The following is a 14,791-nucleotide window of genomic DNA, read 5'->3' as shown; positions in this document are numbered from 1 at the left end:
CCCGGCCGGGCGGCGCGATTCCGACCGACCCCGGTCAGTCGTTGCGGTGCGCGATGTCGACGTTTTCCAGGACGCCGACCGCGTCGGGCACCAGAATGGCGGCGGAATAGTAGGCACTGACGAGATAGGAAATGATGGCCTTCTCGCTGATCCCCATGAAACGCACCGAGAGGCTCGGCTGGTATTCATCGGGAATTCCGGTCTGATGCAGCCCGATGACGCCCTGGTTGTCCTCCCCGGTGCGCAGCGCGAGGATCGAGCTGGTGTTCTCCCTGGTGATCGGGATCTTGTTGCACGGGAAGACCGGAACTCCGCGCCAGGCGAAGACCGACTTGCCCTGGACCTCGACGGTGTCCGGATAGAGGCCCCGGCGGTTGCACTCCCGGCCGATGGCGGCGATCGCCCTGGGGTGGGCGAGGAACATCTTGGTGCTTCGGCGCCGGCTCAGCAGCTCGTCCATGTCGTCCGGGGTGGGCGGCCCGGAATGGGTCTGGATCCGCTGGTCGTACGCGGCGTTCTGCAACAGCCCGAACTCCGGGTTGTTGATCAGCTCGCCCTCCTGGCGCTCGCGCAGCGCCTCGATGGTCAGCCGGAGCTGGTGCTCGGTCTGGTTCATCGGCTGGTTGTAGAGGTCGGCGACACGGCTGTGCACCTTGAGCACCGTCTGGGCGACGCTCAGCTCGTACTCGCGCGGCTTCAGCTCGTAGTCCACGAAGGCACCGGGCAGCTCGTACTCGCCGTGGTGACCGGCGGAGAGCCCGATCGCCGCCTCGCCGTGCTTGTTCTGCGCCTGCTGGAAGCCGGCCAGGTAGTCCATGATCTGCAGCTGCAGCGCCTCGGAGCGGTCCGCGAGCTCCTGGAACGCGGGCCAGGAGAGCGCCAGCACGGTACCGGCGGTGGCGGCCTTCACCGCGTACGGCCAGGCGCCGTCCTCGCGCTGGAGCACCTCGTCGCCCAGGTGGTCGCCGTCGGCGAGGGAGCCGATCACCGTCTGCTCGCCGTACTTGCCCGTTCCCAGCCGGTCGAGCTTGCCGTGCGCGATGATGAGGACCTCGTCGATCGGCGCCCCGGCCGCGACCAGGACCTCACCGGCGGAGAACTCGCGTTGGACGAAGCGACCGGCCAGCTCCTCCAGGACCGCGTCGTCCTCGAAGCCGCGCAGCACCGGCACCTCGCGCAGACTCGGCGGGACGATCCGGACCTCGGAGCCCGTCTTGACGACGCTCACCCGGCCGCGGCCGACCGAGTAGCGCAGACGCCGGTTGACCCGGTAGGTGCCGCCGGAGACCTGGACCCACGGCAGCATCCTGAGCAGCCAGCGCGGGCTGATGCCCTGCATCTGCGGCGCGGACTTGGTGGTCGTCGCGAGGTTCCTCGCGCCGGCCGTACCGAGGCTCTGCTGCTGCCCGGACTGCGGCGGGCCGCCCGGCGCAGGAATACCGACGTTGGTTTCGGTCGACATAGGGAGCCTTTCGCATACCCGACGAAGTGTCGCCTTGCAAGAATCATGATGGGCCCGTTCGGGGGGTTCCACAATCACTCATTCGAGTGGTCGGAATAACCGAACAAATAGGACGACTAGATCACCTGATCTATTTCAGTTCGATGCCTATTCGAACGCGGTCGGACTTTCTCCCGCCGGGCGCCACCGGCACCCCGGGGCCGCCCCCGGGCGGGCCCCGCTCCGACCCCCGGCCACGGCGGGGCCCACCCGCCGTCCACTCCGCCACGAGGGGCCGCTAAGGTGCCACCTCAAAGGGCCCTGGGGCCAGTTGACGAGTGTGTGGCCGCCACCGGATGCCCTCCCCTCGTTCACCCTGCCCTGGGAGGCCTTCGTGAGTGCCCCCGTACGTGTCTGGCTCAACCGCACCTACGCCGAGAACGTCTTCTTCATCGAACAGCTGCGCGCCGCTCCGCGCCCGGTCCGGATCCACGCCACCCACGTCGACGCCGACTCCCCCGTGCTCGCCGCCGCCGACCACGCCACCCTGGAACCGGGCGACCTCACCCCGGACGCCTACGTCGCCTACGCGCTCGACTACTGCGCCCGCCACTCGATAGACGTCTTCCTGCCCCGGCTCAACCAGCTCGCGATCTCCCTGCACCACCACGAGTTCGAGGCGATCGGCACCGCCCTCGTCTGCCCGCCCGCCACCGCGATCGCGGCCTTCGACAGCAAGGCCGACGGCTACGCGGCCATCGCCGCCGCCGGGCTGCCCACCCCGCCGTGGTGGCTGGTCCGCAACGCCGACGACCTGCTCGCCGCCGTCGACCGGATCGAGGCCGCCGGGCTCACCGCCTGCCTCAAGCCCGCCTCCGGCGCGGGCGGCGAGGGCTTCCGGATGCTCACCCGCGAGCCCTTCGGCCTGCACCGGCTGGCCGGCTGGGACAGCCGGGTCCAGGTCGACCAGGTGGCCGCCGCGCTGGAGGCCGCCGAGGAGCCGGCCGACCTGCTGGTGATGCCCTACCTGGAGGGCCCCGAGATATCGGTCGACTGCCTCGGCGACCGCGACGGCACCCTGCTCGCCGCCGTCGGCCGCAGCAAGCACCGGCGCCGCCGCAGCTTCACCACCGCACCGCAGTACCTGGAGCCCACCCGCCGGCTGGTCGAGTCCGTCGGGATGTCCTTCCTGTCCAATGTGCAGTTCCGCCACCTGGCCGGGGAGCCGGTGGTCATCGACGTCAACACCCGGCCCTCCGGCGGACTGCACCAGTTGCGCCTGTGCGGCCTCAACCTCCCGTGGAACGCCGTGCAGCTGGCACTCGGCGAGCGCCCGGACACCGCCGTGACCGGGGATCCGGCCGGGATCGACTACACCCTGGTCTCCGGGATCCAGCCGGTCCTGCCGCGCCAGACCCCGTTCGCCCGCGGCCTCGCCGCGGTGGAACTCGTGCACTGACACCTATGAGCCGCCGCCGGCGCCACCCCGTCGGCGGCACCCGTCCCCGCCCGCCCCGCTCCGGGACACCCTCTCCGCTCCGGGACGCCCGCCGCGCTCCGGGACACCGCCCGACCGGCCCCGCTACAGCGGACCGTCCCAGTCCAGCGTCGGCTCCAGCGCCCCCTCCAGGGTGAGCAGCCAGCGCTTGACGTCGATCCCGACCCGGCCGCCGCCGAATCCGCCGAGGCCGTCCGCCGCCACCACCCGGTGGCACGGGACGAGCAGCGCGACGGGGTTGGCGGCCATCATCTGCCCGACCGTCCTGGCCGCCAGTCCGGGCTCCGAGACGCCCTCGAACACCCCGCTGCGGGAGGCCAGTTCGCCGTAGGTGATGGTCCGCCCGAACGGCACCTCCTGCCAGAGCGTCCGCAGCACGGCGCGGTGCGGTCCGGTGCTCAGGCTCCAGTCGATCGGCAGCCCCAACTCCCGCCGCCGGCCCGCCAGGTACTCGCCGATCCGGCCGCTGACCGCGTCGATCTTCGACCGGTCGGTGCACTGCGGCAGCTCGCCCGGGCGCCCCAGGTACCCGGCGGCCGCCACACCCTGCGGCGTCACCGCGATGTGCATCGGACCGCTCGGCAGCGGCGTCTCCACCGTCAGCCAGGACATCGCGCCGGGCTGTGACACGGACTGCGGCACGCTCGGGCCCCCACCCTCCTCCGCCGGGCCGGCCACCGGCCGCGCCGGCACCCGCGGGGCGCGCGAGGACCACCCGCCCCGCGGGTCATCGTACGGCGACGCCGCCCGCCGGGGCGCGGCCGCCGTCGTCGGCTCCCGTCCGGTCTAGAGCCGCCCCTTCAGCTCGGCGGCGAGACCGCGGGACCAGCGCGACAACTCGGCCCGGTCGGGCGCCCGGCCCTCGCACAGGGCGTCGAGCTGCGCTTCGTTGATCCGGTTCGGCCCCGGGATCTCCAGCAGGTAGGCGATTTCCTCCAGCACCGTGGCGAGGCGCTTGGCGTCCCCGTGATCCAGGGCGACCGACGCCTCGTGGTGGCTGATGGTGAGAGAACCGGGCATGGCCAACCTCCTCCGTTCGCCCCCGCACTCCCTCCACCGTACGACCGCTCCGGGCGCCGTGCCCGCCGCGCGGCCGCCGGGACCGGGCCACCTCGGGCGAGCCCACCGGAGGCGACCGAAACCGTTCGTCCGGCCACGGACGGTGGCCGCCCGCGACGGCGTCCTCGGCCCCCGGCACGGCCGTCCGCCCCCCGCCGCTACCACCGTCGCCGGCGCACCGCCGGCACCGCCAACACCACCACCCCCGCGCCCAGTTGCCACAGCGCGCCGAAGGCCAGCACCGCCCCGGCGCCGACCCGGTCCGCCAGCGGCCCCGCCGCGGCCAGCCCGGCCGGCCCCAGCACGAACGCCCCCAGACCACCGAACGCGCTGACCCTGGCCAGGACTTCGACCGGCACCCAGCTCTGCATGGTCGTGCTGTACAGCGCACCGCAGACCGCCGCACCGACGCCCGCGAGCAGCGCCGCCCCCACCACCGGCACCAGCGGCCACCCCGCCGCCAGCGCCGCCGAGGGCAGCGCCCAGCCGAACGTCGCCACCGTCGCCACCGCCAGCGGCCGGCCGGGACGCCGCCCCAGCATCAGCAGTCCGCCCAGCACCGCGCCCGCCCCGTAGCCGCCCATCACCAGCCCCCATCCGCGCGCCCCGCCGAGCCCGTGTTGCGCGGTCAGCGGGCCGAGCACCAGGAACGGCGCCCAGACCAGCAGGTTGAACAGCCCCATGTGCGCCGTGGTGATCCAGAGCCAGGGCCGCGAACGGAACTCCGACCAGCCCTCGCGCAGATCGGCGAGCAGCGAACCGCCCTCCCCCGCCGACCCCTGCGTCGCAGGACGGAACCGGGCGAGCGCCACCGCGCCGATCCCGTAGGTGACGGCGTCGATCAGCAGGACCGCCGCCGGGCCGCACCCCGCCGTGACCAGTCCCGCCACGGCCGGCCCGACCACCGTGGCCACCGAACGGGCCAGCCCCAGCAGGGTGTTGGCGTCCGAGAGGCGGCTAGCGTCCCGCACCAGGCTCGGCACCAGCGCCCCGAACGCCGGCAGGAACACCCCCTCCCCCAGGCCCCAGACGGCGACCAGCGCCACCATCGCCCAGAGCGGCGCCCGGCCCGACATCAGCACCGCGGCGAACACCGCCTGCACGCCGCAGCGCAGGACATCGGCCGCCAGCATCACCCGCCGGCTGCCCAGCCGGTCGGCGACCACCCCGCCGACCAGCATGACCAGCACGATCGGCAGGATCCGGGCCGCCATCACCCAGCCGAGGCCGCTGCCGCCGCCCCCGGCCCCGAGGACGGCGAAGGCCACCGCCACCGGCGCCATCGAGGACCCGAGGAGCGAGGTCGTGTAGCCGACGAAGAACCACCGGAAGTCGCGTTCACCCAGCACGGCCAGACGGTCCGCCCACCTGCGTGGGGCCGCCGTTCCGGGCTTGGGTGCGCGATGCGCGTCCACTGCCATGGGCGGCAAGTCTGCCGCCGCCCGGCGGCCGCGGACAAGGGTTTCCGAGGAAGAAGTTGAGTCTGACGCCATCAATTCTTCCGTCGCCTGCAACTGTCGCAGTAAATCTCCCCAATCATGGGCTCCACCATGCTCTTTACTGCGGATTACCGCTACGCTTGAGCCCTCGCCATCGCATCATTTACTGCGGAAGGAAGCCGCCCATGCCGAGCGTCCAGCCCGTCGAGTACGCGGTCGCCGTCGAGCGCTATCTGGCCGCCGCCGAACTCGGCGCCGCCTCGCGCCGGATCTACCGGATCGCCCTGGACACCTGGGCCTGGGCCCTGGCGGACCGCCCCGCCCCCGGCGGCCCCGACCGGCGCCGCGCGCGGCCGCCCGTCCTCCCGCTCGCGCTGCTCGACCACCCGGACGCCGCCGCCCGCCTCCGGGCCGCCGCCGCCCACCGCGCGACCACGACCGACCCCCGCACGTTCAACCGCGAACTCTCCACCCTGCGCGCGGCCCTCACCTGGTGGCGCGCCCAGGGCTGGCTCCGCACCGACCCCGCCGCCGATCTGCGCCCGCAGCCCCTATCGGACGCCGCCGGCACCGGCCCGCTCGACCCCGACCAGCTGCGCGCCCTCTTCGCCCTCCGGGCCCCGCTGCGCGAACAGACCCTCTGGCACCTGCTCCACGAGAGCGGCGCCCCCGTCGAGACCGCCCTCGCCCTCGACGTCGACGACCTCGACCTCCTCCACCGCCGCAGCCACCTCTCGGCCGCCGCCGTCCACTGGCGGGCCGGCACCGCACGCCTGCTCCCGCTGCTCGTGGCCGGCCGCACCCGCGGCCCGCTCTTCCTCACCGACCGCCGCGCCCCCGCCGCCACCCCGGCCGCCGACCGCTGCCCCCACACCGGCCACGCCCGCCTCTCCTACCGCCGGGCCGCCGAGCTGTTCACCGCCCTCACCCGGCCCCTCGCCGCCCCCGCCGCCCCCTGGACCCTGCGCCGCCTCCGGTCCGGCCACCCCCGGAGAACGCCAGTGGCCCCGGGCACGAAGCCCGGGGCCACTGGTCACACCGACGAATCCTGAGCCCCCTGTCGGGTTCGAACCGACGACCCCCGCTTTACAAGAGCGGTGCTCTGGCCAGCTGAGCTAAGGAGGCATGGTGACCGTCCGCGACGAGGTCACGGCGGCACCGGGGGCAGTCTACCGGGCAGTGGTGGGGCGGTGTCGGCATATCCGGGGGTTGGCAGGACCGGGACGAGCGTGATGGAACCGATGCCGAATTCCAGTGGGCCGGGGGGCTGACAACCGGCGTAGGCGCAGGTAGCGTCGCCGGGAGTCGGTTCGTGCAGTGGTTCAGACCACTGGCGGGCCGCCCACGACATCCACCTTTACTCGGATCGTCCGGCACGTTCCTGCCGGTGAAGGAGAGCACAGCCATGGCTTCTGTGACGTACGACAAGGCGACCCGTGTCTACCCCGGGGCCGACAAGCCCTCCGTGGACGCGCTGGAGCTGGAGATCGCGGACGGCGAGTTCCTCGTCCTGGTCGGCCCCTCGGGTTGTGGCAAGTCGACCAGCCTCCGGATGCTGGCCGGCCTGGAGGACGTCAACGCCGGCGCCATCCGCATCGGCGACCGCGACGTCACGCACCTGCCGCCGAAGGACCGGGACATCGCCATGGTGTTCCAGAACTACGCGCTCTACCCGCACATGACCGTCGCCGAGAACATGGGCTTCGCGCTCAAGATCGCGGGCGTCAACAAGACGGAGATCCGCACCAAGGTCGAAGAGGCCGCGAAGATCCTCGACCTCACCGAGTACCTGGACCGCAAGCCGAAGGCGCTCTCCGGCGGTCAGCGCCAGCGTGTCGCGATGGGCCGCGCGATCGTCCGCGAGCCGCAGGTCTTCCTGATGGACGAGCCGCTGTCGAACCTCGACGCCAAGCTCCGCGTCTCGACCCGCACCCAGATCGCGGGCCTGCAGCGCCGCCTGGGCATCACCACCGTGTACGTCACCCACGACCAGACCGAGGCGCTCACCATGGGCGACCGCGTCGCGGTGCTCAAGGGCGGCGTGCTGCAGCAGGTCGACACCCCGCGCAACATGTACGACCGGCCCGCCAACCTCTTCGTGGCCGGCTTCATCGGCTCGCCGGCGATGAACCTGGTCGACGTGCCGCTGGTGGACGGCGGCGTGAAGTTCGGCGGCTCGGTCGTCAACATCTCCCGCGAGGACCTCTCCGGCGCCGGCACCGACAAGTCCGTGACCGTCGGCATCCGCCCGGAGCACTTCGAGATCGTCCCGGGCGGCGGCATCGAGGGCGTCGCCGTGACCGTCAACGTGGTCGAGGAGCTCGGCTCGGACGGCTTCGTCTACGGCACCACCAAGATCGGCGGCGAGGACAAGGACCTGGTCGTGCGCGTGCACGGCCGCCAGATCCCGCAGCGCGGCGAGACCATCCACGTCGTGCCGATCGCCAACGAGACCCACGTGTTCTCCACCAGCAGCGGTGCCCGTCTGAGCAACTGACCGTCGCCCCCGGGCAACGAGCAGCCGCGGCCCCGTCGGACCCCCGGTCCGGCGGGGCCGCGTCGTCGTTCGGCCGTCCGCAGCACCCGCGTCAACACGGTGAAGGGACGAACCCGGACACCGCGTCACTCGATGGTGTAACGGAGGGCGATCCGGTCCCCACCCAGCGCTACTCTCCTGAGCGTGAAGCAGCTTGTTCGCCGAATCGGCCAGACCATCGCCCTGACCCTGCCCGTGGTCCTGGTGACCACCGGCACCCTCGCCGTGACCAGGGTGCCGTGGGCTCCGCCGACCGGGCTGGACCAGCAGGTCGTGGCGGCGTCCAGCGAGGACGGCGCCGGCATCGGGCGGGCGCCCGCGGCCAAGGCCCCGGAGGGCCTCGCCCCGCAGGACGCCCTGCGCGTCGCGCTGCTGGAGGAGCTGCGCGCGCACAACCCGGGCAGCGCACTGGACCTGCTGGAGCGCTCGATGCGCGAGCAGCCGGCGCTGACGCCCTACTGCACCTCGCTCGCGGGCGAGCTGGGCAAGGCGGCCGTGCGCAAGTACCAGGGGGACGTCCAGCGGGCCCGGTCCTTCGCCCGCCCGGTCTGTGACGGCTCGTTCGCCTCGGGTGTCACCGGCTAGGTCCGCCGGAGCCGCGCGGGCGGGCGTTCAGGCGGGCGGGAGTTCGACGCCGGAGCCTGGGGTGTCGCGCCCCGGTGGCCGCCTATTGTGCAGGCATGACCGCTGACCCCGGCCCCACCGCCGACCTCACGTCCCCGCAGGAACAGCAGGCACCGCAGGCGTCCCCGCCCCGGACGACGGCCGTCACCCAGGCAGTCATCCTGGCCGGCGGCCAGGGCTCCCGGCTGCGGCCCTACACGGACGACCGGCCGAAGCCCCTGGTCGAGATCCCCGGCACGGGTACGCCGATCCTCGGGCACCAGCTGTCCTGGCTCGCCTCCGAGGGCGTCACCGACGTGGTCATCTCCTGCGGGCACCTGGCCGGTGTGCTGGAAGAGTGGCTCGACCGGACCGACCTGCCGCTGAAGGTCCGCACCGTCGTCGAGGCCGAACCGCTGGGCCGCGGCGGCGGGCTGAAGTACGCCGCCAAGGCGCTGCCCCGCCCGGACGAGCCCTGGTACGCCACCAACGGCGACATCTGGACCCGCTTCAGCCTGCGCGACATGGCCGCCTTCCACCACGAGCGGGACGCCGTCGCGACCCTCGCGCTGGCCCGGCCGCGCATCCCCTGGGGCGCGGTGGAGACCGACCAGTTCGGCAATGTGCTGGACTTCATCGAGGCCCCGCCCTCGCCCTTCCTGATCAACGCCGGCCTGTACGTCTTCAGCCCGGAGTTCGCCGAGCTGCTGCCGGACGTCGGGGACCACGAGCGGACCACCTTCCCCCAGCTCGCGCGCGGCAAGCGCCTGGCGGGGTACCAGCTGCCGCAGGGCGTCTACTGGCGCGCCATCGACACCGCGAAGGACCTCACCGAGGCGGCCAAGGAGCTCGCCGCCGGCGCCGGTCGCACGCCCGGGTAGCCGGCCCGCCCGGCCGGTCCGGAAAGGCCGGGAAAGGCCCCGCAAGGCCCGCCCGCAGACCCCCGACGGCCCCCGGGCGGGCCCGGGCACGGCGAAGTGGCCGGGTGCTCCCCCACGGAGCACCCGGCCACCTGCGTTCCCCGGAGGGCCCGAGGGCCCGTCAGGTCGCCGTCGGCGACCCCGGCCGGGAGTTCCGGGCACCGCCGCCGGACAGCTCGGCCAACGGCCCGCTGCCCAGCACGCCGCCCAGCAGCCCCGAGCCGGAGCTGCTGCTCGGACTCGGCTTGGGCGCCGCCCCCGAACCGCTGCCCGCCGCCGGGGTGCCGCGCTGCGCGGGCGCCGAGGCGGCCGGGGCCGCGGTCGGCGTCGCCGCCGCCGGGGCCGAGCTCGCACCGCTCTCCGGCTTGGTCGACCGCGCCTTGCCGCTCGGGGTGGCCGTCCCGGCCTTCGGCGAGGCCGAGGCCGGCGCCGGGGCGGAGGTCGGCGGTGCGGACGCGCCGGCCGTGGGCGAGGCCGGCCGCGCGGCCGCGGGCGAGGGCGAGGTGGCCTGGCCCTGCCCACCGGGGGCGACGGAGGGCCCGCCGCTCGGCCAGACCGGCGTGCCGTAGTCCGTCGCCGGACGGGAGGGCGCGGGGTGCGGACGGCCGCCGGTGCGGACCGCCGCGCCCAGCATCGACCCGAGCAGAAGCGTCAGGCCGACCACCACCGCGGTGACCACCGCGCCGCGCCGCAGCACCCGTCGGCGCAGCGCCGCCGGCGCACCCGAGCCGTGGCGTCGCCAGGCCTCCAGGTTGAGCCGTCCGTCCAACGAGGCGAACGGCGCTCCGGCGATCAGCAGCGGGCTCCAGGCCGCCAGGAAGATCAGGTCGGGCGTGTCGTAGACCGGCACGGCCCGCCAGCTGACGGTGAACAGCAGGGCGGCGGAGAGCAGCATCGCCGCTCCGGCCGCGAGCCGCTGCCAGAGGCCCAGGACGGTCAGCACGCCCACCACGATCTCGGTGAACGACACCACCAGCCCCGAACCGACCGGGTGCGCCATCGCGAAGGCCAGCAGCGGTTCGGCGACCTTCCAGGGGTGCAGCGAGGAGAGCCAGCGCATCATCGAGCCGCGCTCGCCGCCGTCGAAGTACACCGGGTCGCAGAGCTTGCTGAACCCGGCGTAGACCGAGAGCGAGCCCAGCACCGCGCGCAGCGGCAGCAGCACCAGGCCGAGGTCCACCCGGCGGCCGGGGTACCACGGCGGCCTGCCCTCGCCCGTGGTGGCGGAGACCTCGGGCAGCTCACCGCTGGGCGTCCAGCCCTGGGGCGCGCCGACCGGGCCGACGCCGGCCTCGGTGGCGGTGCCGGCGCCCTCGCGCGGCTGGCGCGGGACGGTCCGGGCGCCCGCGTACGACGGGATCACCCGGGTGTCGTCGTCGGCCGTGGAGCCGCCGACCGTGGCTCGCCCGCCGATCCCGGCCGGCGCGGGCACGCCGGTCAGCCGGACGGCCTCCAGCAGCTGGGTGGCCGCCTGGTCCCCGGGGGGCGCCTGGCCGGTCCAGGTGACGGCGGTGACCCGGCCCTTGCGGCGGGGCGCACCGGCACCGCCGGCCCCGGCGAGCGCCGGTACGGCCGAGGCGGGCACGACGACCTGCGGGGTGACCAGCGGACGGCGGATCAGGCCCTGCCCGGCGTACGGGTCGCCGAACGCGGCCCCGGTGGAGAGGAGTCCGGCCGGGGCGTCGATCAGCGGCGCCACCGGGGTGCCGAGCCGGAGCCGGAAGCTCGCCTGGGTGATGCTGAGGCGCGCGGGGTCGGACGGCACCTTGACGGTATTGAGGCCGGGGCCCGCGTCTATCCCGGTGCTGCCGTTGCCCAGGAGGGGGCGCCGAGGTGTTCTGGTGTCCACACCCGTCTAACCGGGTGACACCCGGTTAGGACACTCTCCCGAGTGGATATCCGGCGCCCACTTGAAGTGATCATGAGAAAAGCGATCGGGCCCGATCGGGCCCGATCGCTTTCACCCGAACTGCGGACGGACTGCGGAGAATCCGGAAGATCTCCTGCGCCGTCCGGCCCGCCTGTGCTGCGTCGGAAGGGGCTCGGCCGAGCCGTCGCGGGACGGCTCGGCCTACTGCGTCGGGAGGGCTCAGCCGACCTTGCTGCGCAGGCGCGCGGCCTCGTACAGCACGATGCCCGCGGCGACGCCGGCGTTCAGCGACTCGGTGGCACCGGGCATCGGGATCCGCACCCGGATGTCACAGGTCTCCGAGACCAGCCGGGACAGGCCCTTGCCCTCGCTGCCCGCGACGATCACGACCGGGCCGGCCAGCGCCTCCAGGTCCCCGATCTCGGCCTCGCCGTCGGCGGCCAGACCGACCACCAGCAGGCCGGCCTTCTGGTAGGCCTCCAGCGCCCGGGTCAGGTTGGTGGCGCGGGCGACGGGCAGCCGCGCCGCGGCACCGGAGGAGGTCTTCCAGGCACCGGCGGTCATCCCGGCCGCCCGGCGCTCGGGGATGACCACGCCGTGCGCGCCGAAGGCGGCGGCGGAGCGGACCACGGCGCCCAGGTTGCGCGAGTCGGTGACGCCGTCCAGCGCCATGATCAGCGCGTCCTCGCCGGCCTCCGCGGCCTCGGCCACCAGGTCCTCGGGGTGCGCGTACTCGTACGGCGGCACCTGCAGCACCAGGCCCTGGTGGTTCATGCCACCGGTCATCTGGTCCAGCTGCGCCCGCGGGGCCTCCATCAGCGGGAGGCCGCGGTCGTTGGCGGCCTGGAAGGCGTCGCGGACCCGGTCGTCGGTGTCGATGAACTGCATGACGTACAGCGCGGTGGCCGGCACACCGCCCTGCAGGGCCTCGACCACCGAGTTGCGGCCGAAGACCAGCTCGGCGGCACCGGCGCCGCCGCGCCCGCCCCGGCCGCCCGCACCGGCCCGGCGCATGCCGGCCCGGGCCTTGGCGTCCCGCTCGCGCTTGACCGCCGCGTTGGCGGCGCGCTGCTTCGGGTGCCCCTTGCGCTCCGCACCGGGCGGCGTCGGGCCCTTGCCCTGGAGCGCCTTCCGGCTGTGGCCGCCGGTACCGACAGACGCGCCCTTCTTCGATCCGGGGTTGCGACGGTTCCTGCGTGCACTGTTGCCGGCCATGGCTGTACTTCCTGTCTGTCCGGCATGCCCCGGCCGCACCGGTGTGCCCGGTGGCGGTCGACGGCATGCGCTACGTCATGCGGGAGGGCCGCACCGGTCCGGTACGGCCCACCCTCACCCCATCGTCAGATGGAGTTACTGGCTGTTGATCGTCCAGCGCGGGCCGGACGGGGTGTCCTCGATCGCCAGCCCGGCCACGCCGAGCTGGTCGCGGATGGCGTCCGCGGTGGCGAAGTCCTTGCGGGCCCGGGCCGCCTGCCGCTGCTCCAGGACGAGGCGGACCAGCGAGTCGACGACCCCGTGGAGGTCCTCGCCGCGCTCGGCCCCGGCCCAGTGCGGGTCCAGCGGGTCGAGACCCAGTACTCCGAGCATCGCACGGACCTCGGCCAGACGCGCCACCGCGTTCTCCTTGTCGTCCGCGGTGAGGGCGCTGTTGCCCTGACGGACGGCGGTGTGCACGATGGCCAGCGCCTGCGGAACGCCCAGGTCGTCGTCCATCGCCTCAGCGAAGGCCGGCGGCACCTCGGGCGCCGCGTCGACCGTGCCGCAGCGCTCGACCACGCGCTGGACGAAGCCCTCGATCCGGCCGAAGCCGGCCTCGGCCTCGCGCAGCGACTCCTCGCTGTACTCGATGGTCGAGCGGTAGTGCGGGGCCGCCAGGTAGTACCGGAGCACGATCGGACGCCAGCGCTCGACCATCTCGGAGACCAGCACCGAGTTGCCGAGCGACTTGCTCATCTTCTCGCCGCTCATGGTGACCCAGGCGTTGTGCACCCAGAAGTTGGCGAAATCGTCGCCGTACGCCTTGGACTGGGCGATCTCGTTCTCGTGGTGCGGGAAGATCAGGTCGATCCCGCCGCCGTGGATGTCGAAGGCCCGGCCCAGGTACTTGTGCGCCATCGCGGAGCACTCCAGGTGCCAGCCGGGACGACCGGGGCCCCACGGGGTGTTCCAGCTCGGCTCGCCCGGCTTGACCGACTTCCACATGGCGAAGTCCCGCTGGTCGCGCTTGCCGGTCTCGCCCTCGCCCTCGGGCTGGCGCAGGTTCTCCAGCTTCTGGTTGGAGAGTTCGAGGTAGCCGGGGTAGGACTTCACGTCGAAGTAGACGTTGCCGTCCGACGCGTAGGCGTGCCCCTTCGCGATGAGCGCCTGCATCATCTCGATCATCTCGGGGATGTGCCCGGTCGCCCGCGGCTCGACGGTCGGCGGCAGGCAGCCGAGCGCCGAGTAGCCGTCGTTGAAGGCCCGCTCGTTGGCGTAGGCGATCTGCCACCACGGCGTGCCGAGCTGGCGCTCCTTGGCGATGACCTTGTCGTCGATGTCGGTGACGTTGCGCGCGAACGTCACCTGGTAGCCGCGGTAGGCGAACCACCGCTGCATGATGTCGAAGTTGAGACCGGACCGGATGTGCCCGATGTGTGGCGCCGACTGGACGGTAGCGCCGCACAGGTAGATCGAGACACAACCCGGTACAAGCGGGACGAAGTCGCGTACCTGGCGGGTGCTGGTGTCGTACAGGCGAATGCTCACAGCGTCAAGCGTAGTGGGCATGAGGGGGTGCCCCGCGACATTCTCGAATGTCAATACCGCGGCTACGCCGTTTCTTCTTCGTTGCCTACCGGAGCCTCCCCCTCCGCGGGGGTCTCCTCAGAGGTTGCCGACCACCTTGCGCGGGGTGAGCCGGACGACCACGCGGACGTCGTCCGGGCCGTCGTAGCCGTAGGACTGCTCGCCGCGGTACTTGAGCGCCAGCTCGTCGATCAGCTCCTTGCCGCCCTCCCGGCTGAGGGTGACCTCGCCGCGCACCTCCAGGTAGGAGTACGGGCTCTCCGGCGGGTTGACCACCAGGGAGATCCGCGGGTCCTTCACCAGGTTGAGGTGCTTGCGGCGGCCCTCCACCGTGGAGAAGAGGAGGTCGTCGCCGTCCCGCTTCACCCAGACCACCGAGGACTGGGGGCTGCCGTCGGGCTGGATCGTGGAGACCACGGCGAAACTCTTGCCGTCGATCAGGGCCTTGGCCTGGTCGGAGAGCTGTGCGGCCATCGGGGACCTCTTCTCGTCAAGCGGCGTCGGACTGCCTGCGGTGGGCGGGGCGGCCCCGGCGGGACCCGCACCGAACGGTAGCGACTCGCGCCCCGGCCACGGCTCCTGAACACTCGTCACCGTCCGGGTATTCCCGGAACGGACCACCCGGACGGCCCACCGGGCCG

General features: G+C 73.3%; 13 protein-coding genes and 1 tRNA gene. 5 read left to right on the top strand and 9 right to left on the bottom strand.

The window, feature by feature from the left end; translation table 11 throughout:
• Nucleotides 1-34 precede the first annotated feature (34 nt).
• Nucleotides 35-1,462, bottom strand: coding sequence for a family 2B encapsulin nanocompartment shell protein (locus tag ACFVYI_RS23065; protein ID WP_387888578.1), 1,428 nt, complete (start codon nt 1,460-1,462; stop codon nt 35-37).
• Between the two features lie 373 nt (nt 1,463-1,835).
• Here ACFVYI_RS23065 and ACFVYI_RS23060 point away from each other — a divergent pair, with 373 nt between their 5' ends.
• Nucleotides 1,836-2,900, top strand: a complete 1,065-nt coding sequence (locus ACFVYI_RS23060; RefSeq protein WP_387888575.1) for an ATP-grasp domain-containing protein — start codon at nt 1,836-1,838, stop codon at nt 2,898-2,900.
• A 123-nt stretch (nt 2,901-3,023) separates the two neighbouring features.
• Here the strand turns inward: ACFVYI_RS23060 and ACFVYI_RS23055 are convergent, their stop codons facing one another.
• The 3 genes from ACFVYI_RS23055 to ACFVYI_RS23045 form a co-directional block, all read right to left on the bottom strand.
• Entirely contained in the window at nt 3,024-3,581 is a 558-nt protein-coding gene (locus ACFVYI_RS23055; protein WP_387888573.1) for a methylated-DNA--[protein]-cysteine S-methyltransferase, read from the bottom strand.
• 144 nt (nt 3,582-3,725) lie between these two features.
• Nucleotides 3,726-3,959: a hypothetical protein gene (locus tag ACFVYI_RS23050; protein WP_387888571.1), complete on the bottom strand. Its 234-nt coding sequence runs from the start codon at nt 3,957-3,959 to the stop codon at nt 3,726-3,728.
• Between the two features lie 197 nt (nt 3,960-4,156).
• Nucleotides 4,157-5,347, bottom strand: coding sequence for an MFS transporter (locus ACFVYI_RS23045; protein ID WP_387888569.1), 1,191 nt, complete (start codon nt 5,345-5,347; stop codon nt 4,157-4,159).
• Between the two features lie 275 nt (nt 5,348-5,622).
• On the opposite strand from ACFVYI_RS23045, the gene ACFVYI_RS23040 reads away from it, so the two are divergent.
• Nucleotides 5,623-6,489, top strand: coding sequence for a hypothetical protein (locus ACFVYI_RS23040; RefSeq protein WP_387888568.1), 867 nt, complete (start codon nt 5,623-5,625; stop codon nt 6,487-6,489).
• On the opposite strand, the gene ACFVYI_RS23035 is transcribed toward ACFVYI_RS23040, so the two are convergent.
• Nucleotides 6,489-6,562: transfer RNA gene (locus ACFVYI_RS23035), tRNA-Thr, on the bottom strand. The genes ACFVYI_RS23040 and ACFVYI_RS23035 overlap by 1 nt on opposite strands.
• Before the next feature lie 280 nt (nt 6,563-6,842).
• On the opposite strand from ACFVYI_RS23035, the gene ACFVYI_RS23030 reads away from it, so the two are divergent.
• The 3 genes from ACFVYI_RS23030 (at nt 6,843) to ACFVYI_RS23020 (ending at nt 9,457) form a co-directional block, all read left to right on the top strand.
• Complete coding sequence (locus ACFVYI_RS23030) at nt 6,843-7,934, top strand: ABC transporter ATP-binding protein (RefSeq protein ID WP_387888566.1); 1,092 nt, start codon at nt 6,843-6,845, stop codon at nt 7,932-7,934.
• A gap of 183 nt (nt 7,935-8,117) precedes the next feature.
• Nucleotides 8,118-8,558, top strand: a complete 441-nt coding sequence (locus tag ACFVYI_RS23025) for a hypothetical protein (protein WP_387888563.1) — start codon at nt 8,118-8,120, stop codon at nt 8,556-8,558.
• Between the two features lie 95 nt (nt 8,559-8,653).
• Complete coding sequence (locus ACFVYI_RS23020; protein WP_387888561.1) at nt 8,654-9,457, top strand: NDP-sugar synthase; 804 nt, start codon at nt 8,654-8,656, stop codon at nt 9,455-9,457.
• Nucleotides 9,458-9,617: 160 nt separating this feature from the next.
• Here the strand turns inward: ACFVYI_RS23020 and ACFVYI_RS23015 are convergent, their stop codons facing one another.
• The 4 genes from ACFVYI_RS23015 to ACFVYI_RS23000 all read right to left on the bottom strand — a co-directional run bounded on the left by ACFVYI_RS23015 (nt 9,618) and on the right by ACFVYI_RS23000 (nt 14,624).
• Nucleotides 9,618-11,261, bottom strand: a complete 1,644-nt coding sequence (locus ACFVYI_RS23015; protein ID WP_387888558.1) for a DoxX family membrane protein — start codon at nt 11,259-11,261, stop codon at nt 9,618-9,620.
• A gap of 324 nt (nt 11,262-11,585) precedes the next feature.
• A complete protein-coding gene (rlmB, locus tag ACFVYI_RS23010) occupies nt 11,586-12,581 on the bottom strand; it encodes a 23S rRNA (guanosine(2251)-2'-O)-methyltransferase RlmB (RefSeq protein WP_387888557.1) in 996 nt (331 codons plus the stop codon).
• A 135-nt stretch (nt 12,582-12,716) separates the two neighbouring features.
• Nucleotides 12,717-14,111, bottom strand: coding sequence for a cysteine--tRNA ligase (cysS, locus tag ACFVYI_RS23005; protein WP_387888554.1), 1,395 nt, complete (start codon nt 14,109-14,111; stop codon nt 12,717-12,719).
• Nucleotides 14,112-14,228: 117 nt separating this feature from the next.
• Nucleotides 14,229-14,624 carry a PPOX class F420-dependent oxidoreductase gene (locus ACFVYI_RS23000; protein WP_387888552.1) on the bottom strand — a complete coding sequence of 132 codons (396 nt, stop codon included), beginning with the start codon at nt 14,622-14,624 and terminating at the stop codon, nt 14,229-14,231.
• Nucleotides 14,625-14,791 lie beyond the last annotated feature (167 nt).

This window comes from Kitasatospora sp. NPDC058218 (assembly GCF_042882445.1).
Lineage (GTDB): Bacteria > Actinomycetota > Actinomycetes > Streptomycetales > Streptomycetaceae > Kitasatospora.
This window is presented reverse-complemented; position numbering and strand designations above follow the sequence as displayed.

Bases quoted from the DNA above. Each gene is read 5' to 3' on its own strand.
- ACFVYI_RS23065 (WP_387888578.1), bottom strand. From the start codon at position 1,462: ATGTCGACCGAAACCAACGTCGGTATTCCTGCGCCGGGCGGCCCGCCG.
- ACFVYI_RS23050 (WP_387888571.1), bottom strand. From the start codon at position 3,959: ATGCCCGGTTCTCTCACCATCAGCCACCACGAGGCGTCGGTCGCCCTG.
- ACFVYI_RS23040 (WP_387888568.1), top strand. From the start codon at position 5,623: ATGCCGAGCGTCCAGCCCGTCGAGTACGCGGTCGCCGTCGAGCGCTAT.
- ACFVYI_RS23030 (WP_387888566.1), top strand. From the start codon at position 6,843: ATGGCTTCTGTGACGTACGACAAGGCGACCCGTGTCTACCCCGGGGCC.
- ACFVYI_RS23020 (WP_387888561.1), top strand. From the start codon at position 8,654: ATGACCGCTGACCCCGGCCCCACCGCCGACCTCACGTCCCCGCAGGAA.
- rlmB (WP_387888557.1), bottom strand. From the start codon at position 12,581: ATGGCCGGCAACAGTGCACGCAGGAACCGTCGCAACCCCGGATCGAAG.
- ACFVYI_RS23000 (WP_387888552.1), bottom strand. From the start codon at position 14,624: ATGGCCGCACAGCTCTCCGACCAGGCCAAGGCCCTGATCGACGGCAAG.